The sequence below is a fragment of the Rhizobium sp. F40D2 genome (genome assembly GCF_051810745.2).
Taxonomy (GTDB): domain Bacteria; phylum Pseudomonadota; class Alphaproteobacteria; order Rhizobiales; family Rhizobiaceae; genus Rhizobium.
In genome coordinates, this window is sequence record NZ_CM131436.1 from 2,472,501 (window position 1) to 2,491,306 (window position 18,806).

General features: G+C 57.8%; 12 protein-coding genes, 1 tRNA gene and 2 rRNA genes (1 of these 15 only partly in view). 8 read left to right on the forward strand and 7 right to left on the reverse strand.

Features of this window, described 5'->3' with window-relative positions; translation table 11 throughout:
• The 4 genes from ACS4RS_RS11855 to ACS4RS_RS11870 all read left to right on the forward strand — a co-directional run.
• Positions 1 to 2,755, forward strand: a 23S ribosomal RNA gene (locus ACS4RS_RS11855); it begins 186 nt to the left of the window's first position.
• Positions 2,756 to 2,996: 241 nt separating this feature from the next.
• Positions 2,997 to 3,111 (forward strand): 5S ribosomal RNA (gene rrf / locus ACS4RS_RS11860).
• A 128-nt stretch (positions 3,112 to 3,239) separates the two neighbouring features.
• Positions 3,240 to 3,316: transfer RNA gene (locus ACS4RS_RS11865), tRNA-Met, on the forward strand.
• A 279-nt stretch (positions 3,317 to 3,595) separates the two neighbouring features.
• Positions 3,596 to 4,618, forward strand: coding sequence for a DUF808 domain-containing protein (locus tag ACS4RS_RS11870; RefSeq protein WP_439010818.1), 1,023 nt, complete (start codon positions 3,596 to 3,598; stop codon positions 4,616 to 4,618).
• 55 nt (positions 4,619 to 4,673) lie between these two features.
• Here the strand turns inward: ACS4RS_RS11870 and ACS4RS_RS11875 are convergent, their stop codons facing one another.
• Positions 4,674 to 6,470: a tetratricopeptide repeat protein gene (locus ACS4RS_RS11875; RefSeq protein WP_439010817.1), complete on the reverse strand. Its 1,797-nt coding sequence runs from the start codon at positions 6,468 to 6,470 to the stop codon at positions 4,674 to 4,676.
• 57 nt (positions 6,471 to 6,527) lie between these two features.
• Complete coding sequence (locus tag ACS4RS_RS11880) at positions 6,528 to 8,846, reverse strand: membrane-bound PQQ-dependent dehydrogenase, glucose/quinate/shikimate family (protein ID WP_439010816.1); 2,319 nt, start codon at positions 8,844 to 8,846, stop codon at positions 6,528 to 6,530.
• Between the two features lie 253 nt (positions 8,847 to 9,099).
• Between ACS4RS_RS11880 and ACS4RS_RS11885 the strand changes: the two genes are divergently transcribed.
• Both ACS4RS_RS11885 and ACS4RS_RS11890 read left to right on the forward strand, forming a co-directional pair.
• The gene (locus ACS4RS_RS11885; protein ID WP_439011845.1) at positions 9,100 to 10,209 is read left to right on the forward strand and encodes an acyltransferase family protein; all 1,110 of its coding nucleotides are present in this window, start codon (positions 9,100 to 9,102) and stop codon (positions 10,207 to 10,209) included.
• Between the two features lie 364 nt (positions 10,210 to 10,573).
• A complete protein-coding gene (locus ACS4RS_RS11890; protein WP_439010815.1) occupies positions 10,574 to 10,873 on the forward strand; it encodes a hypothetical protein in 300 nt (99 codons plus the stop codon).
• A gap of 32 nt (positions 10,874 to 10,905) precedes the next feature.
• Here ACS4RS_RS11890 and ACS4RS_RS11895 read toward each other — a convergent pair whose 3' ends face one another.
• Positions 10,906 to 11,556, reverse strand: a complete 651-nt coding sequence (locus ACS4RS_RS11895) for a sugar transferase (protein WP_439010814.1) — start codon at positions 11,554 to 11,556, stop codon at positions 10,906 to 10,908.
• A gap of 455 nt (positions 11,557 to 12,011) precedes the next feature.
• On the opposite strand from ACS4RS_RS11895, the gene ACS4RS_RS11900 reads away from it, so the two are divergent.
• On the forward strand, positions 12,012 to 12,764 hold the full coding sequence (locus ACS4RS_RS11900; RefSeq protein ID WP_439010813.1) for a helix-turn-helix domain-containing protein: 753 nt from the start codon (positions 12,012 to 12,014) through the stop codon (positions 12,762 to 12,764).
• 206 nt (positions 12,765 to 12,970) lie between these two features.
• Here ACS4RS_RS11900 and ACS4RS_RS11905 read toward each other — a convergent pair whose 3' ends face one another.
• Complete coding sequence (locus tag ACS4RS_RS11905) at positions 12,971 to 13,993, reverse strand: glycosyltransferase family 2 protein (RefSeq protein ID WP_439010812.1); 1,023 nt, start codon at positions 13,991 to 13,993, stop codon at positions 12,971 to 12,973.
• A gap of 130 nt (positions 13,994 to 14,123) precedes the next feature.
• The gene (locus tag ACS4RS_RS11910; protein WP_439010811.1) at positions 14,124 to 15,035 is read right to left on the reverse strand and encodes a glycosyltransferase; all 912 of its coding nucleotides are present in this window, start codon (positions 15,033 to 15,035) and stop codon (positions 14,124 to 14,126) included.
• A gap of 308 nt (positions 15,036 to 15,343) precedes the next feature.
• On the opposite strand from ACS4RS_RS11910, the gene ACS4RS_RS11915 reads away from it, so the two are divergent.
• Positions 15,344 to 15,640, forward strand: a complete 297-nt coding sequence (locus ACS4RS_RS11915; RefSeq protein ID WP_439010810.1) for a hypothetical protein — start codon at positions 15,344 to 15,346, stop codon at positions 15,638 to 15,640.
• A gap of 188 nt (positions 15,641 to 15,828) precedes the next feature.
• Here ACS4RS_RS11915 and ACS4RS_RS11920 read toward each other — a convergent pair whose 3' ends face one another.
• Positions 15,829 to 17,298, reverse strand: a complete 1,470-nt coding sequence (locus ACS4RS_RS11920) for a hypothetical protein (protein WP_439010809.1) — start codon at positions 17,296 to 17,298, stop codon at positions 15,829 to 15,831.
• Between the two features lie 126 nt (positions 17,299 to 17,424).
• Complete coding sequence (locus tag ACS4RS_RS11925; protein WP_439010808.1) at positions 17,425 to 18,804, reverse strand: polysaccharide biosynthesis/export family protein; 1,380 nt, start codon at positions 18,802 to 18,804, stop codon at positions 17,425 to 17,427.
• Positions 18,805 to 18,806: the final 2 nt, after the last annotated feature.

Genomic DNA, 18,806 nt, shown 5'->3' on the forward strand with positions numbered 1-18,806 from the left:
CGAACGATCGCCGACGGCCTCTGGCCTGTATGGGAACTTCCCAGTACAGCGCAGAGCGCGTCGCCGGTCGTCCGGCGCGCCCACGCAGCGTTGCACGAAGTGCAGAACAAGCGTGAGTGAAAACCCGAATGGTTTCCAAGCATTGTTATAAGGTATCTGCACCTGAATACATAGGGTGTAAGAAGCGAACGCAGGGAACTGAAACATCTAAGTACCTGCAGGAAAGGACATCAACCGAGACTCCGCAAGTAGTGGCGAGCGAACGCGGACCAGGCCAGTGGCAATTGTGATTAAAGTGGAACGCTCTGGAAAGTGCGGCCGTAGTGGGTGACAGCCCCGTACGCGTAGATATCATGATTGTCCTAGAGTAGGGCGGGACACGAGAAATCCTGTCTGAACATGGGGAGACCACTCTCCAAGCCTAAGTACTCGTGCATGACCGATAGCGAACAAGTACCGTGAGGGAAAGGTGAAAAGCACCCCGACAAGGGGAGTGAAATAGAACCTGAAACCGGATGCCTACAAACAGTCGGAGCCCGCAAGGGTGACGGCGTACCTTTTGTATAATGGGTCAACGACTTAGTGTAACAAGCAAGCTTAAGCCGGTAGGTGTAGGCGAAGCGAAAGCGAGTCTGAATAGGGCGATTTAGTTTGTTGCATTAGACCCGAAACCGAGTGATCTAGCCATGAGCAGGTTGAAGGTTGGGTAACACCAACTGGAGGACCGAACCCGCATCTGTTGCAATAGATTGGGATGACTTGTGGCTAGGGGTGAAAGGCCAATCAAACTCGGAAATAGCTGGTTCTCCGCGAAATCTATTTAGGTAGAGCGTCGAGCGAATACCCCCGGGGGTAGAGCACTGGATGGGCTATGGGGACTCACCGTCTTACTGATCCTAACCAAACTCCGAATACCGGGGAGTACTACTCGGCAGACACACGGCGGGTGCTAACGTCCGTCGTGAAAAGGGCAACAACCCTAACCTCCAGCTAAGGTCCCCAAGTCATGGCTAAGTGGGAAAGGATGTGAGGATCCCAAAACAACCAGGATGTTGGCTTAGAAGCAGCCATCATTTAAAGAAAGCGTAACAGCTCACTGGTCTAAATAAGGGTCTTTGCGCCGAAAATGTAACGGGGCTGAAGCCATGCACCGAAGCTGAGGATGTGTAGCAATACACGTGGTAGCGGAGCGTTCCGTAAGCTGATGAAGGGAGACCCGTGAGGGCTCCTGGAGGTATCGGAAGTGCGAATGTTGACATGAGTAACGATAAAGAGGGTGAGAGACCCTCTCGCCGAAAGACCAAGGGTTCCTGCTTAAAGTTAATCTGAGCAGGGTTAGCCGGCCCCTAAGGCGAGGCAGAAATGCGTAGTCGATGGGAACCACGTTAATATTCGTGGGCCTGGTGGTAGTGACGGATTGCACAAGTTGTTCTGGTTTATTGGATTATCAGGGCAGCGGAGCGGTTCCAGGAAATAGCTCCACCGTATAGACCGTACCCGAAACCGACACAGGTGGTCAGGTAGAGTATACCAAGGCGCTTGAGAGAACTATGTTGAAGGAACTCGGCAAATTGCACGCGTAACTTCGGAAGAAGCGTGACCCCATTTTACGCAAGTATGATGGGGTGGCACAGACCAGGGGGTAGCGACTGTTTATCAAAAACACAGGGCTCTGCGAAGTCGCAAGACGACGTATAGGGTCTGACGCCTGCCCGGTGCTGGAAGGTTAAGAGGAGAGGTGCAAGCTTTGAATCGAAGCCCCAGTAAACGGCGGCCGTAACTATAACGGTCCTAAGGTAGCGAAATTCCTTGTCGGGTAAGTTCCGACCTGCACGAATGGCGTAACGACTTCCCCGCTGTCTCCAACATAGACTCAGTGAAATTGAATTCCCCGTGAAGATGCGGGGTTCCTGCGGTCAGACGGAAAGACCCCGTGCACCTTTACTATAGCTTTACACTGGCATTCGTGTCGGCATGTGTAGGATAGGTGGTAGGCTTTGAAGCGGGGACGCCAGTTTCCGTGGAGCCATCCTTGAAATACCACCCTTATCGTCATGGATGTCTAACCGCGGCCCGTCATCCGGGTCCGGGACAGTGTATGGTGGGTAGTTTGACTGGGGCGGTCGCCTCCGAAAGAGTAACGGAGGCGCGCGATGGTGGGCTCAGACCGGTCGGAAATCGGTCGTCGAGTGCAATGGCATAAGCCCGCCTGACTGCGAGACTGACAAGTCGAGCAGAGACGAAAGTCGGTCATAGTGATCCGGTGGTCCCGCGTGGAAGGGCCATCGCTCAACGGATAAAAGGTACGCCGGGGATAACAGGCTGATGACCCCCAAGAGTCCATATCGACGGGGTTGTTTGGCACCTCGATGTCGGCTCATCGCATCCTGGGGCTGGAGCAGGTCCCAAGGGTTTGGCTGTTCGCCAATTAAAGCGGTACGTGAGCTGGGTTCAGAACGTCGTGAGACAGTTCGGTCCCTATCTGCCGTGGGTGTAGGAATATTGACAGGATCTGTCCCTAGTACGAGAGGACCGGGATGGACATATCTCTGGTGGACCTGTTGTCCTGCCAAGGGCATAGCAGGGTAGCTATATATGGACGGGATAACCGCTGAAGGCATCTAAGCGGGAAACCCACCTGAAAACGAGTATTCCCTATCAGAGCCGTGGAAGACGACCACGTTGATAGGCCGGGTGTGGAAGTGCGGCAACGCATGAAGCTTACCGGTACTAATAGCTCGATCGGCTTGATCGTTCTCATTGACTGTGCTCATCGCCCGGCGAACACGAAGTGTTCGTCCGGTAGTTCGATGATGCTTGACCTTTGTCCTGACGCGCCAATGGCGCTGCGGACGGCCCGCGCGACCGAGCGCGACGGCCTCTGGCCTGTAGAGGGTGCCACAAGCGCCCTCGGGTGGAAAAGATCGAAGACGTGTTCAAAAAGAAAACAGGCTAACGCCTGCCAGCTTCTCAAACATAAAGTTGCGCTTTGCCGACCTGGTGGTTATGGCGGGGTGGCTGCACCCGTTCCCTTTCCGAACACGGCCGTGAAACGCCCCTGCGCCCATGGTACTTCGTCTTAAGACGCGGGAGAGTAGGTCGCTGCCAGGTCTGCAAATCGCAACTTCATAAAAAACAATCTTCTCGCACAATACTAACGGCCAAGGCCGTCAAAAGGCCGCTCCCAAAGCGGCCTTTCGTGTTACAATACTTCAGCAAGTCCAAACGACTTGCGCTGGCGCGGGGTGGAGCAGCCCGGTAGCTCGTCAGGCTCATAACCTGAAGGCCGCAGGTTCAAATCCTGCCCCCGCAACCAAATCTCGCATAACTCAACACCTCAAAACCCGCCTCATGGCGGGTTTTGGCGTTCTGCGGATGTCGCGAAGGTACTCAGCGCGCGGCAGCGGGGTCCTTCAGTCAGGCACGTCCTCCGCCGGATGAGAGCGGCCTGAGCCCGTTGCCGGCCGAATAACGGCATTGCCGTCAGAATCTGTGCGTGGCATCTTCCCGGCCGTGGATGCCACGTGTCGCTTCGAGATCGTTGGATGACGGGTTTTCCGCATTTTTTCTGAGTGTCTTCTCAATGGAGTCTTGAATGAGCGTTGGCTTGATCGCCCTTCTTGATGATATCGCCGCATTGGCGAAGGTGGCTGCGGCCTCGCTTGACGATGTTGCCGGCCAAACAGCCAAGGCAGGCGCGAAGGCGGCAGGCGTCGTCATCGATGATGCGGCAGTCACGCCCCGCTACGTCACCGGATTTTCGGCGGCACGCGAATTGCCGATCATCGGCAAGATTGCGGTGGGGTCGCTGAAGAACAAGCTTCTGATCCTGCTTCCGGCGGCGCTTATCCTGAGCCTCGTCGCACCGCAAGCAATCACACCGCTACTTATAATCGGCGGACTTTTTCTCTGCTATGAGGGCGTGGAAAAAATCTACGCACTGGTGCTGCCGCATGCCGCCCACGCCCATGAATCGGCACTCGAGGCGACAAGCCTCGATGCGCAATCGCTCGAAGACGAGAAGGTCGCTGGTGCGGTCAAGACCGATTTCATCCTGTCGGCCGAAATCATGGCGATTACGCTCGCCGCGGTTCCATCAGGCAGCATCTTCGCGCAGGCCTTCATCCTTGCGGTCGTTGGATTGGGCATAACGGTCATGGTCTATGGCGGCGTGGCGCTGATCGTGAAGGCCGATGATCTGGGGCTGATGATGGCGCGTGTAGAGACGGCGCCTCCGACGGGGCCTTTGCTGCGCGTGATTGGACGAGGGCTGGTCACCGGCATGCCTTATTTTCTGAAAGCGCTCGGTATTGTCGGAACGGCTGCGATGATCTGGGTCGGTGGCGGCATCATCGTTCACGGCCTCGAAGCCTATGGAGCGGCCGGCCTAGCGCATCTCATCCATGATGCCGGGGAGGTGGCCGTCCATGCCATTCCTGCTCTGGCGTCCGTGCTGCGCTGGACCGTCGAGGCGGCGGGAGCAGGCATTGTCGGTATTGTCGCCGGCTTTATCACAATTCCGGTTGCAGGTTACGTGATCTCGCCGATGTGGCGGTCCCTCAAATCACTCCTGCCGCGTCGCCGGGGGAAAGAGGCGCTGCCGGAGGGGAAGAAATGAATGCTGCGGCCATCGACAGGCTGCGACGCGACATCGGTCCGAGCCGCGTTTTCTGTTAGCATTGACGGAGATCCGGGACCAACAGTCCCGCCTTGCGGAGTCCTTCGACGCGGCGGTTAAAGTCCTCGGGGTTTCGGAATGGCAGGACGCGGCGGCGGCGTTCGATGGAGAAGGCCGGGTTGATCTGGAGCGCCTTCTCCCACGCCTGTCGGGCGTCCTCCGCGCGGCCGAGATGGCCGTAGCATGATGCGAGCAGCGCATAGGCCGTTTCCGATTGCGCGTTTTGTTGGAGCCGTTGCTCGATCGCGGCGATGGCTTGTTCATATTCACCGAGAGAAAAGCGCGCATCGGCGAGAAACTGGAACAGAAGTTCCGGATGGTGCGGGTCAAGCCGCATCGATGCATCGAGCGCTTCCAAGGCGCCTGCGGGATCGCCGGAGAAGATCTGGATATGCGCCATCAGTGTCAGGAGTTCGGCCGAGTTGGGCGACAGCGCCAGGCCGCACAGCACTTCCGCCCGCGCCCGGTCCAGTTCGTGGTTCCACATGCAGGCCATGCCCAGCGCGAAGTGGCTGTTCGGCTGTTCCTCGGCCATATCAACTGCTTGCTGCGCAAGATCCAGCCCGGTCCGCAGCGAACCTTCCGGATCGTCGCTCCAGGCGTTGACGTAGTCGAGCACATGCGTGAAGGAAATGAGGGCTCGGGCCGCCGCATAGTCCGGGTCGACGGCGAGAGCGTCTGCCGCGAGGCTGCGGGCGGCTCTATTTCCGGTTCGGTTATGGGCTGACGCCTGCTCACGGCCGCGCAACAACAGCTCGTAAGCGCCGACATCCACGGCGCGCCCCTGGGCCAAGCGGTCCTGGTCGCCATGCGTGAGATTGAGCTTCAGCGCTGTGACGATCTCCTGGGTCAGTTCATCCTGAACCGCAAAAATGTCGGTGAGATCGCGATCGTAGCGGCTGGCCCAGATATGTCCGCCATTGCTCGCGTCGATCAACTGCGCTGTCACACGCACGCGATTGCCGGCCTTGCGCACGCTGCCTTCGAGGACGTAACGGACGCCGAGCGCCTTGGCCATCTCAGGTACCGAGGCTGTCACATTCTTGTAGACGAAGGATGAGTTGCGGGCGATCACGTGCAATTCGGACAGCTTGGAGAGGTCGGTGATGATGTCTTCGCTGATCCCGTCGGAGAAATATTCCTGTTCGGCGTCGCCGCTCATATTGTTGAAGGCCAGTACGGCGATGGTGGGCTTGTCGGGAACGGCTGCAGCCGAAGGCCATTTCGTCCCCGGCTGATCTCCCGGCTGCCGTGCCGATGCCGGCTGCGAGACGGTTCCGACATGAAGCAAATAGACCCGCATCGGCTCCGCGATATTTTTGAGAGGGACTTTGCCGAGATCGGTCACCGCACATTCAAGCCGCGCTCTCACCTGTCGGTAGGCATCTTCGGAGAGGCAAATGGCGCCGGGCTCAGCAACTCCCTCCAACCGCGCGGCGATGTTGACGCCGTCGCCCATCAAGTCGCCGTCGTTCTCCTCGACCACGTCGCCCAGATGGATGCCGACCCGGAACTCGATGCGATGCTCGGGAGACACGCCGATATTGCGCTCGACCATGGCTGTCTGCACCTCGATCGCGCAGCGCACGGCGTCGACGACGCTGCGAAACTCGATGAGGCTTCCATCGCCGGTGCGCTTGACGATACGGCCATTGTGCACGGCGATGGTCGGATCGACCAGATCGCTGCGCAACGTTCTCAGCCGCGCCAGGATGCGATCCTCGTCCGCACCGGCGAGACGGCTGTAGCCGACCACATCCGCGACCAGGATCGCCGCCAGTTTTCGCGTCACGCTCGTAGCCTCAGTTCCTCATCGGACCAAAATAGCACAGTGCGACGGGCAGCGGCGCTAATCTTCGTCTTTCAGAGAAAAGGCGAACACGTAGTCGCCGTTGTCCCTGGAATATGGCGCTCCGCCAACCGAGATCACCACATATTGCTTGCCGGTTTTCGGCGAGACGTAGGTCATGGGTGTGGCGCTCGAGCCGACCGGCAGGGGATATTTCCAGAGCTCATCGCCGTTCGCAGCGTCGTAAGCGCGGATGTAATAGTCCTGGAAGCCAGCAAAGAAGACGACGCCGCCGGCGGTCGCAGACGTACCGGCATAACTCGGCAGGCCCATCGGCATCGGCAGATTGGTCTTGATCTTAAACGGCCCGAGTTGTTCGGCGGTCCCGGCCGGAACCTGCCATGCGATCTTGCGCGTGTTCAGATCCACTGCGGTGACGGTCCCGAAGGGCGGCTGCGTGCAGGGCACGCGAAGCCTTGAGGTCCACATTTCGGTGGCCATGCCGTATGGCGTGCCGCGCTGCGGGGCGGAGGGGCCGTGAGCGGTTGTGGTGAGGGCAAAATCGACATACTCCCCGCGCGGAATGAGTGCGAAGAGGCTGGGCACGCGGATATCGTTCAGGAAGACCCGGTTGTTGGGCAGATCGACCGACACGCTCCCCCAATTGAGGCCGCCAAGATTTCCCGGCTGCTGGATCGCATATTGCGGGCCGATCGGGGTGAAATCGCCGTCGTAGCGCATCTTTCGAAATGCGATGCGGCATGCCAGCTGATCGAACATCGTCAGCCCCCAGGCCGTCTGCTCGGTCACCCGTTCGGCACCGATTGTCGGCATGCCGACGGAATAGGGCTGCGTCTGAGACAATTTCTCCTCCGGCGCGCCGCCTTCCTGCGGCACCCGCCTCTCCTGAACCTCGGCAAGCGGTGCGCCGGTCTGACGGTTGAGCAGGAAAAGCTGCCCGCGTTTGGTGGTCTGCAGGAGAGCCGGCACGGTGGCGCCATTGCCATCGGGCAGGTCGATCAGTACCGGCTGGGCCGGCAGGTCATAGTCCCAGATATCGTGATGCACGGTCTGGAACTTCCATCTCTCCCGCCCCGTCGTGACATCGAGCGCCACCAAGGTGGCATTGTATTGATCGGCGAAGGCCGGGCGATTGACGCCGTAATAATCCGGGGTGGTATTGCCGAGCGGTGCGTAGATGAGGCCGAGCTTGTCGTCGAATGCCGCCGTCGTCCACATGTTGGGCGTGGCCCGTGTATAGGTCTGGCCCTCCGGCGGGAGTTTGGTGATCTCGGGATTGCCGAGATCCCATGCCCATTCGAGCTCACCGGTAACGACATTGAAGGCGCGGATGACGCCCGAGGGTTCTCCAACCTCCTGATTGTCGATGACCCAGCCTCCGACGACGATCAGGTTGCGGGCGATCAGCGGCGCCGATGTCTGGAAATAATAACCTGACTTGACTTCACCCATGCCCCGGGAAAGCTGCACGGTGCCATTGTCTCCGAAGCCCTTGCAGGGCGCGCCGGTCTTGCTGTCGATTTCCAGCAGGCGGGCATCGATCGTCGTCTGCACCAGACGCTCGTTGCAAAGACCGTCGGCCGATTGGGCCTCCGGTGGCATCTTGTAGTAACCGAGGCCGCGGCAGCGCTGCCAGTACGGCGCCGCCGCCTTGGGATCGAAGGTCCAGCGCGGTTTGCCCGTATCTGCGTCAAGCGCTGCGATCACGTCCGTCGGCGTGCAGGTGTAGACCGTGTCGCCGATCTGCAGCGGCGTGTTTTGATCGGCGCCATCGCTTTTCCCGGTGCGATAGGTCCACGCAAGATCGAGCTTGGCAACATTGCCGCGGTTGATCTGATCGAACGGAGAGTAGCGATCTCCGGCCGTGCTGCGGCCATAGGATGTCCAGTCGGAGGGTGAGTTGTCGCCCTTGGCGGTCTTATAGGCGGGGATATCGGCGGAAGGGCGGATCAGCCCATGCGGCGTGAAAGCAAGACTGAAACCCGCTGCGAACAGGATGGCCGAAAGCAAAGTGCCGCCATAAAAGAGTTTCCGGTTAGCAGTCGGCGACAGCGACGGCGCAAAGAGAAGTGCAAAGCCCGCCAGCGCGATAGGGGACATCAAACGCGCAAAGAGCGCCCAAAAATTGAAACCCGACTCCCATAGTGCCCAGGGAAGGGTGAAAACGGCGACAAGCAGGACGATGAGGGCACCTGACATCTGCCGGCGCCACAGCAGAAGCGCGGCAGCCAGATAGGCAAGCCCGGCGATCGCGTAATAGGGCGAGCCGCCGAGGCTGAGCAGCAAGGCGCCGCCTCCTATCAGGCCCAATCCGATAAAGGCGAGAACAATAAAAAACAGGCTGGCCAGAAATTTCATGGTTTCCTCATTTGAATTCCCCGCCCGATCGCCTGGTCCCATTCCCGCCGTCACATGGCGCCGCGAAAAGCGCAGGGCGAGTGGGTTGTGGTCAGTTGCCTCGCCTTCGGGAGAGGGGCGCTCTCTCGTTCAATTTTTCCTAATGTAGCTCTGGTCACTGACACGCGGTCCCGACCCGGCAATCATGCCGCCGCTGCTCTGCGGCGACAGCTTGCCAATCCAAATCGGGTCAATACTTCTGAAAGGGCCACAGATGTTTCTCGGCGAAAAGCTTGATCTAGCGAAAGGGCGACCGACAGGATCCGATTATATGCGATTACTGTTAGCCTTTTCAGTACTTTGGATACATACGGCTCGCGTCACATACGGCGATGACCTGTTTCTCTGGGAGTCACCTTTCCGTCCTGTCATCAAGTCAGTGCTGCCGATGTTCTTCGTCTTGAGCGGATTCCTGGTGGCTGGCAGTCTTGAACGGTCGAAGACATTGATCTCCTTTCTCGGCAACCGATTTATCCGGATCTACCCGGCTCTTGCGGTGGAGGTATTGCTGGCTGCCTTTATACTCGGAGCGATCTATACAGAGTATGACCTGCGTGACTATTTCACCGATCCTCAGTTCTTTACCTATCTGCTGAATGTCACCGGCCACATCCACTTCAATCTCCCCGGCGTATTCCTGGATAATCCGGACGCCGCAATGGTCAATGGGCAGCTCTGGACGGTGCCCTTCGAGCTTGAGTGCTATGCCGCGATCGCCGCCCTGTTTCTGCTCGGCGTGGTGAGGCGGCGGGTGATTGCCCTTATCGCAACGCCGGCTTTGATCATCAGCTTCGGTATCGCAAGATATTGGAAACATGAAAGCGATTGGGCAACGATGCCCACGACCGCGTCGGGCAATCTGCTCATCTGTGCGTTTCTCGTGGGGGTGACCTTCTATCTCTACAAGGACAAGATTCTCTGGGATGTGAGAATTTTCCTTGCTTCGGTAGCAATCATATTATGGGCCTATTGGTTCACTTCCTTTGGGGATTTCATTGCCATACCGGCAATTGGATATGTCACGGTCTTCCTCGGCCTGACCTCGCCCCGCAAGCTTGGCATTCTCAGCGGGGCTGATTATTCTTACGGCGTCTTCCTCTACGGCTATCCCATTCAACAAGCGTTCGTAGCGCTCGGGCCTTGGGCGCATAACTGGTGGTTGAATGGCATTGTCTGCAGCATTGTGGCTACCTGCTTTGCCGCCTTCTCGTGGAGATTCATCGAAAAGCCGGCGTTGAAATTGAGGAAACAAGTTACCTGGCTTGAGAACTTCAGCCTCCAACGCGGCGCAAAACGGCAATTGGCCGCCGCAGTCTCGAAATAGCCTTATCGACGCCAGGCATCAGCGGGGTTCGCCAATCGCCGGCGAGCCCCTTTTCGTTGAACCGTGGTCGGGGATCACCACCTTTCGTGGGTGGCGAGGAGGCTTGCTGCGCACTTCCTGATGACATGCACTAATCTTGCTGCGTGCTGCAAGCATCTCTTGGTTCCCGACGATAGAACGGCCCTGTCGGATGAATAGTCGAATATTCTGCGTTTGGTTTGATCGGCTTACTGAGCGGATCTTAGGAATATTTTAACAATAATAGATAAAATACTTTGATCGGACTTCGTTTCGACTTTGAGTTTTTGTCATGTCATTGAGGCTGACGGCGGCTTAAAGGAGGTGTGAAGAGAGGAGCGGATTAATGCTGAAGAGCGCGCTTATCGTGGTTGTCATCTCCATCGTTGCTGGAGCGACCATTCGCGCCTGGGCCTTCGCAATCTTTGCATTTCTGCTGGTCGTTGCCATGGGTGCTGTGATCCTGCTGAAAGGCTCCTCCTTTTCGGATACGATCGCCTACTGCCTCCAAGCGCTTGTCTTGATGGAAGTAAGCTATCTGGCGGGTCTATTCGCCTACTCGTTGTGGGAGCATATGCAAAAGCGCCGGAAAAAGAACTCTATTGCCGAGCGCGCTCCTATGACCGGCAAGCGCCCCCACGGATAATCCTACGAGGTAGGAGGGAAAACGGAACGACCCTACAGGTCCGTCTTGGGCAGTAAGGCGGGCCTCGAAAGCAGGGCGGCCAGAGTCTTTGCCATGATCATGAAATCCAACGCGAGTGTCCATTTGCGCAGATACTCGACGTCGAGGAAAACTCTGTTCTGATAACTGACGCGTTCGCTGATCTGCCAATGACCGGTCAGGCCAGGACGGACCGCAATGTAGGCATAGGCGTGTTCGCCGTAACGGGGCAGTTCTTCTTTGGCAATGGCGCGAGGCCCGACGAGGCTCATCTGCCCAAGCAGCACGTTGATCAGTTGCGGAAGCTTATCGAGGCTCGATCGCGTCAGGATGTCGCCGACGATAGTCGCATATAGGCTGGCAGTTGCGTCGGATGTTGTCGTCCGAAACTTGAGGCAACCGAACTCTTTTCCCCTATAGCCGATACGCCGATGGGAATGGAAAACGGCGCCCCGATCGCTTAGCGTTATAATAACTGCTACCGACAGAAGGAGCGGCGACAGAAGAAATAAAAGAGATGCCGCAATGACAAGGTCTAACGCGCGCTTCAGAATTTTGCTGATCGTATGGGATTTTGACGAATTGAAGGGGCGCCCTTCCTTTCGCACCCCGGAGCTACGCCGCCAAGAGCCGACTGGGTTGATGCCCTGATTTTTTCCCGCCATCCGCGTCTCCGTTGGGCGAATCCCAGAAATACCATCCGAAGCTTGCTTCAATATAGGTTTGATGTCTGTGACCTAGGTCATAATGGTGAATAAATTCTTTATTTCCCAAAGGTCTTCTTTCGAAATTTTAAGATACTTTTTGCATTTTGGGATACATAAACAAAATGTTATTAATATTAATTAGAAGGAGACGATATTATTCTTCTATTTTGTGGATCTAATCTTCATTTTGAAGATTGTCATAAAACGTATAAAAATCCAGCCGTGGCTTGAGATCGCTCGATAAGTTAGACGTCAATATGGATTTTGTTATATATTAATGTGAGTATCATTCACTATTTGTGTATAAATCCAGATGACAATTTAATATTATTATCATTTGACTTTACAATTTAATGAATTACGAATGTCGCCGAATAGCAATAGCTAAATTAGTCTGTGTGGAGTTGCGTCGTATGGACGGAGCGATTAACATCGGAGATAACAAGACTGGCGCAGGCGCGGCGCGAGTAGGCGAAGCGGTTACTTCAGGGCCTGCAGATGTCATATACGGCGGCCGTGGTGATCTGGATCACGAGTTCCCGTTTTGCCGTTCGAGTGTTCGAAAGTTTCGTCGGGGTGAGGTGATTGCCGGCGCCGGGGACGCCATCGACATGTTCGTCCGCGTCCAGCGCGGAATGGTGAGCGCAAGCACGCCGCTTGCCGATGGAAGAGAGTTCATCGTGGAGATGATTCCAAAAGGCGGCTTGATCGGCGAATTGGAGGTGTTGCGCAAGCAGTCCCTCAGCCTGGAATATCGCGCCTCATCAGACTGCGAACTGCATTATTTCGATGGTCGTTTGCTGCGGGACTTGTGTGCGAACGATCCGCAATTTCAGGTGAAGATCCTGTCGAAGGCGCTGGCGCGTGTTTCCGAACTCGAACTGCGGATCATTTCCAACGCCGGATCGAACCTGAGGCAGAGATTGGCCCGGACGCTGCTGCGCCTTTCTGCCGTGTACAAAGTGGATGCGCAACATAGCGGCGATGAGCTGATCATCTCCCAACATGACCTGGCGGCGACGCTGCCGGCGTCGCGCGAAAAGGTCAATCAATGCCTGCGGCGTTTGCGCGAAAGCAAAGTGGTCGACGGGACGCAGGGCAAAATCCGCATTCTCAATCGGAAGGCGCTGGAAGCCTACGCCGATGGTGTGGCGTCCATCGCTTGAGGGCGCCTTGACGAAAGAATGCGGCAGCGAAAGCCTCAACAAAACCCGCCTCGGCGGGTTTTGTGTTTGACGGCGGTTGAAGCGGCTTCCCGATGATAGTGGTTAAAGCATGTCGCGTAAAAGTGTGCAGCGGTTTTACGATAACGACATGCGTAAAAGCAAAGACCTAAAGCGCAAGGAGCGAATCCGAAAGATCGCGACGCGCTTTAGACTTCGCTTTCGGAGGCATTCCTCCAGTATTTCCAGCCTTCACCCTGAATGAGCCCGTGATCGGAGAGATTCTTCCAGTTGCTGTAGGTGCCCGTATCGGCGCAGACGAAATCATCCTTGTCCTTGCTCGAGGAATATACGGCATATTCCTCCGTGTGCTGGGACCGGTGCGCCGCATCGGCAACCTTGTGAACGAAGGTCGACAGGAATTTGAAATGCAGAAGGGCGCCGGATACGCCGAGCGCTCCGCGCATGTCGCCCAAATTCAGGGAGAGCGGCCAGACCTGGTGTGATGATTTGAGAAAAAGACGTTCACCTTCGATATAGACAAGAGGTATCTTGTTGAGCGCGGGGCCGTCCCAGATGCGGTTGTGGAAATAGACCCGTCCGCGAACGCCGCCCTTGATCCATATCGTCCAGTTGCGTTCGTCGAAATGCGCGACATAGCCGGACCGGTCGAAAAGATTGCAGACCTCGAGCGGATTACGGCCGGGTTCGCATATGTTTTCGAGAACGGGATGCGGGCTATACATGTCGATCATCACCGAGCGCAGCGAATGGCCGCCGACGGAATCGATATAGGCGGTCAGTTGATCGATCGGCCGTGTGTCGCAATGCGGATAGACCAGGAACTCATCGGCATCGACATAGAGAACCCATTTCTCCTGGCAGTGCCGGTTGATGACTTCGTTGATCCAGTCGTTTCCAAATCTCGCCGCCTTGTAGGATCCGTGGGCAGAAAGAAGGGAGACATCGTCGAAGCCAGACAGCAATTCGGCCGTGCCATCTGTCGAGCCGTTGTCGATGCAGATGAAGTGCTCGAAGCCGAGATCGCGATAATACTGGAGGAAAAATGGCAGCCGGTGCCCCTCGTCGCGAATGACGCAGATAACGACGTGACGCGCCTGCTTGAGCCCGTTGCGCAGCAGGTCGTAGCGAACCTGCCGAGCCTTGAGCGAGCGGCGCAGTCGGGCTTTTACGTAATGCGAGATACTGGCGGCGGAAGCCCTATAACTCATATTCTGTCCTGACCATTATCCATCCTGAAATGAGCAGAGGAATAGTTGCGAGTCCGCCTGCAATCCAAGGGGCGATCGCGATGCCGAGATCAGTCACGCGGCTATTCATCCTCAGGCGGACCACAATGCATCACACGGCGTAATCGCCAACCAGCAGGCTTTGGACTCGCGGATTGGGTCCGTTCGCCTCGATTGCGTGTTTGATGCGCGCCCGCATCGACCGGTACTTATACAGGGCCTTACGATCGAAGCTTATTCCGCGATACAGCGAGTTATAAATCGGGTGCGCTTTGCGCAGGTCGACATAGACTTGGCTTTCCCTATCGGTCCAGGGAAAGAAGGTGCCATGCCACGGTTTCGGATGCGCCATATAATGGACGATAGACAGCGAGGACATGTTGACCAGATGAAGGAACTGTTTGGGGAAGTTCCAGCGGTTCGATACGAGGATGAGCGATGAGCCGCAGACGTAGTTCAATGCGCCCTGATCATGTTTGCCCTCGCAGGCTTCAGGATTTCTAGCGAAAAGCTCAAGCGCCTCCAGCCCGATCCAGCCGATGCGGTGGAACTTCAAGACCCCCGCGTTGAAGTAGTGGCTGTTCTTTCCGCTGTCGAGGAAGTCATGGATCGCCGTGTAATCGCGCGCCGCGAAAAACCTGCCCTCGGGCACAGCCGCATTTTCGAGCTCGCCGAGATCGCTGACGATCTGCGTGTCCCCATCGAGGTAGATGATCTGGGTATAGTTGGCAGGCAGGATCTCGCAAAGGACCAGCTTGGCCATGGTGCTGACGCTGATACGCCCCTGAAAATGCGATCCATCGAGCTTGCCGAGCGAGTCCTGCAGCGCTTCGGTCGCATCGATCAAGTCGACCCCGCTCGTTGCCAGCAGGGCTTTCAGTTCGTCGAAATTATCGAGATGTTCCGACATGAGGACACAGACATCGGTCGCGGGGCTTGCGAATTTGCGAGCCTGCAGCGCCGAGAGAATAGTCGGAAATGAATATTCGACATCTGTAACGTAGACGACGCACTGATTGTTCATGTCTTCACCTTTCCGATCGTCCTTGACAGCGCAAAATCGCTGTCGCCTTCCAAGCCGAGGGAACAGTTGTTGATTGAGCCGAAGGGGCTGTCGTATGAAAGCCCGGTCCGGTATATATTGCCGAGATACAGCCTCGGTCGTTGACTGATCGGCGTCCGGCTGCCGGCGGTTTTCGCGTGTTTCATTGTTGAGATATTCACCATGAAGAATGCCTTGCCTGCGATGACGCTGCGTTTCGATATCTTCTTCCCTGGCACGACGATGGGGACCGGTGCGCATGTCGGGCTGCAGCGAAAAGAGGTATTTGAATGCTGATCACCGCGCTCATCGCCGCCGTGATTTCGATAGCTGCCGGTGCTTGCATCCGCGCCTGGGCTTTCGCCATCTTCGCATTGCTTGTGGCAATCGGCTTCGGCGGCGTGGCCTTCGTGGATGGATCCTCCACGGTTGCGGCGATCGGATCCGGTATCGCGATCCTCGTGCTGATGGAGATCGGCTATCTCACGGGCGTCTTCCTGTCGGGTGTCCTGCGGCGCAATGCCAGACTGCGGCAGAGCAATTCCCCAGACAGTGTCTCTGCCGCCAGCGAGCGTCAGCAGAGCTGACATTGAGACGGAAGCTGCGGCATATCCTTCCCCGGATCGCGGTCTGGGATCGTTTGCGATCGGCAGCCTGATTTCACCGGCAATCCCTGGAGGATGAGGCTCGGCCGAGCGGCCGCGAACTCGTGTTCGCCCGTGTCCGGCTGCGCCAGGCTGCCATTCGCCGCGATCTCGCAAGTCCCGAGCGGGCGTCATGGCGTCGAAAACATCGGCGCTCTCAAAGGAGATGCCGATGCCTCCAGGGGACGCCGGTTCGTAAGCGATGAGGCTGCCCGATGCCGCGGCACATAAGCTCCGGCCAGGCAGCCCGCGGCCAGCCCCGCCGAAGTGCTGAACAGCAAGCCGAGATCCGTGCCGCTTCCCGATATCGCTGCGGAGCCGATCTGTGCGATGGATGCCATCACGGCGGCGGTTCCGATCGCGTGGGTTTCCCGGTCGCCGGATTTGTACCGGCCGGCTGCCCTCACCAGGCTGTACACGAAGACGGCGAATAGGGCTGTGCCGGTCAAGCCGACATTGGACAGCAATGCGGCAATGAAACTGGACGCTCGAACCGTGCCCAATCCGGCGCCGAAGGTGGCGGTATCGACAAATGCAATCAATGCCAGGGTGTTCCAGGCGGTGCGCTCTTCGCCGGACTGCGATTGCAGCTTGTCGGATACGGTGGTGGTCAGGAGGCCTGAGATGGAATTCCACGCGTCAGGGACAAGGCTGAGCGCGGTGATGGCGCAGGGGATGAAAAACAGCGTGATCGCAAGGAAAGTCACGTGCGGGGTCGTGGCGGAACCGCCGATCAGTCGTTTCAGGCAGAACAACACGAACATGCAGACAACGAAGACGCCGGCGACATAGGCGGTTGTCGAGGTGCAGAGCACGATGGTCGGGCCGATGAGAAGAGTTGCCAACCCAGCCATACGGTTTTGGACGCGCTCCAGCCAAAGCATGAGCGTGAAGGCGAAATAAGCCAATGCAACGGCGCCGTAAGCGCTTGCTTCGGGAAAGGGGCCGACGATGCGCTTGAAACCGTGGATGGTCTCGGCTGTGTGCATCGTATAATTCGCATTTCTGATGATATCGAGCAGTTGGGCCTGGCCGATCTGGAACGTTGCGAGGTCGATCAGCGCGAAGGCAAAACACGCTATCGACGCGACGATCAGTTGCTGCGCGATGAACCGGCCATATCCCAACCGGGCAAGTCCGGCGACGACGGCGAAGCAGGCGAGGTCGCCGAGAAGATAGACGGACTGGCTGATATTGGATGAACCCGGAGCCAGTGGAGCCGCTACCGTCGACATCATCCCCGAGGGGTCTCTGGCGGAGGAGTAAACGAGGGTCGCGCCGGCAAAAATACGGGGCAGGAAGAAGGACGACACCACGGAGAACAGGATGTAGCAGGCAAACCAGAAGCCGGGGCCCGGATAGGCGATACTGGCGAGCGTCGCCTGCATCTGAACCGGGCGCAGCAGGACCGTCATAACCAGAAAGAGGACCAGAAGATGGCTCGGCTGGATGCTGCTGCCGCCGAGCGCCGGCAACTGCAGAGCCGCTGCGGCGCCGAGCAGCGTCGAAAGGCAAAGGACGGTGATGGCCAGGCGCGCGCCGTTCAGCATGCTGAGCACGCCAAGCAGCAGAACCATGAAACCGATCGGCTCTATCGACATGCTTCAGATCCCGAGCAGAAGGGCGAGCGGCCGAGGCCTGGCTTTTGCCGAAAAACGGCATCCAGCTTTCGGCGGGATGAGCGAGGCGAAAGCCCGACGGCTGTCGTTGATGATCACAATCGCCTCCTAATTCGATCCGGTCTGGGATATCCAGCCGGGAGCGGAGCGATTGTCTCCGGCCACGTCGGATGATGGGACCGTCGAGCTCTGTTTCTGCGGTGCTGTCTGCGGCGACGAGGATGGCGCCTGAGGGGCCGTGTCCAGACCGACCTCGACGAGGTCATGCGGCAGCAATGCGGTTTGCTCGTCCGCCACGATGTCGCGGGAGGTTCCGTCGTCATTGCGACGCACGATCCTGTAGTTCTTTTTTGCCCGGCCGAGCCCCGGCGCGTCCGTGTTGATCTGGGCAAGCTGGGCGTCGTAGCCGGCCTGTTCGCCGAGTAGCTGGGCTACCTGGATATCGATCGCCGCCCTGCCGATCGCGAGATTGACCTGGTTCAGCAGGTCCTGGTTTTCGCTGTTCTGCCTGTTGACGATATTGATCTTGGAACGGTCGGCTTCGCTAAGGCCCTGGCGAGCCGTGGTCAGGGCGACTTCGAGATCGATCAGAGTGCCTTGCGCATCCGCCACCCAGCGGTCGACCGAGACCTGGCGGGAATTGCTGACCAGGCCTTTGCTCACCAGGCTGTTGACATTGTCCAGTTCCTTCTGGGCAAGGTCGATCTGCCGTTTTTGCGAACTGATCTTGGCCGTGAGCGATTCGACCTGTTGGCCATAGAGGCGCGTCAGGTCGTTCGCCGCTTCGATCCGGCTGTCGATATCGACGCGCCGCAAGCGCATCAGGTTCAATTCCTGTACCTTCAACTTGTCGACGTCGGGCGTTCCCACCAGTTCGTCAGGGATCTCGAAACTCTGCTGGCCGGCGATCTCGGCACGCAGCCGCGCCTGCCGCATCAGGAGATCGCGCCGGTTGATAACGGCCGTCCGGTAGGCGCCGGCAGCCTGGATCCGGTCGCGCTCGAAATAGGTGTTGTCCTCGCGTTCCCGCAGGAAGCCACCGGCGATGCTGACGGCCTTCATCACCGTCATGTTGGGTTCAAAAGGATAGCGGCCGGGGGTCTGCACGGTTCCGGCCACGAAAATCGGTGCATGCTCGGCAATCTCCAGGGCGATATATGGCTTGCCCGGAAGTGCGGATTTTTCGGCCAGCGCGCTGGCAATGGCATCGGCAAGCTGCTCGGTCGTCTTTCCATTCGCCTGCAGGTGGCCAGCGATCGGGATCGACAGATTGCCGGCATCGTCAATGGTATAGACGCCGTCGAGGGCCTCCCAACTGGCATAGCGGGAATCCGACGACCGCCATTCGACGACGCGCAGTCTGACCTTGTCTTCCGGCACGAGAGTGAATGTTTGCGCGTGGGCCACACTCCAGCCGGTCAGGCAGGCGAATGCCAACAAGGCGAGTGCCGTGGAGACGAGGCGATCGAACAAGGATGTAGGCTGCATTG

Excerpts from the sequence above, each read along its gene's own strand:
- ACS4RS_RS11870 (WP_439010818.1), top strand. The coding sequence starts at position 3,596 with ATGAGCGTTGGCTTGATCGCCCTTCTTGATGATATCGCCGCATTGGCG.
- ACS4RS_RS11880 (WP_439010816.1), bottom strand. The coding sequence starts at position 8,846 with ATGAAATTTCTGGCCAGCCTGTTTTTTATTGTTCTCGCCTTTATCGGA.
- ACS4RS_RS11885 (WP_439011845.1), top strand. The coding sequence starts at position 9,100 with ATGTTTCTCGGCGAAAAGCTTGATCTAGCGAAAGGGCGACCGACAGGA.
- ACS4RS_RS11890 (WP_439010815.1), top strand. The coding sequence starts at position 10,574 with ATGCTGAAGAGCGCGCTTATCGTGGTTGTCATCTCCATCGTTGCTGGA.
- ACS4RS_RS11895 (WP_439010814.1), bottom strand. The coding sequence starts at position 11,556 with ATGGCGGGAAAAAATCAGGGCATCAACCCAGTCGGCTCTTGGCGGCGT.
- ACS4RS_RS11900 (WP_439010813.1), top strand. The coding sequence starts at position 12,012 with ATGGACGGAGCGATTAACATCGGAGATAACAAGACTGGCGCAGGCGCG.
- ACS4RS_RS11905 (WP_439010812.1), bottom strand. The coding sequence starts at position 13,993 with ATGAGTTATAGGGCTTCCGCCGCCAGTATCTCGCATTACGTAAAAGCC.
- ACS4RS_RS11910 (WP_439010811.1), bottom strand. The coding sequence starts at position 15,035 with ATGAACAATCAGTGCGTCGTCTACGTTACAGATGTCGAATATTCATTT.
- ACS4RS_RS11915 (WP_439010810.1), top strand. The coding sequence starts at position 15,344 with ATGCTGATCACCGCGCTCATCGCCGCCGTGATTTCGATAGCTGCCGGT.
- ACS4RS_RS11920 (WP_439010809.1), bottom strand. The coding sequence starts at position 17,298 with ATGTCGATAGAGCCGATCGGTTTCATGGTTCTGCTGCTTGGCGTGCTC.
- ACS4RS_RS11925 (WP_439010808.1), bottom strand. The coding sequence starts at position 18,804 with ATGCAGCCTACATCCTTGTTCGATCGCCTCGTCTCCACGGCACTCGCC.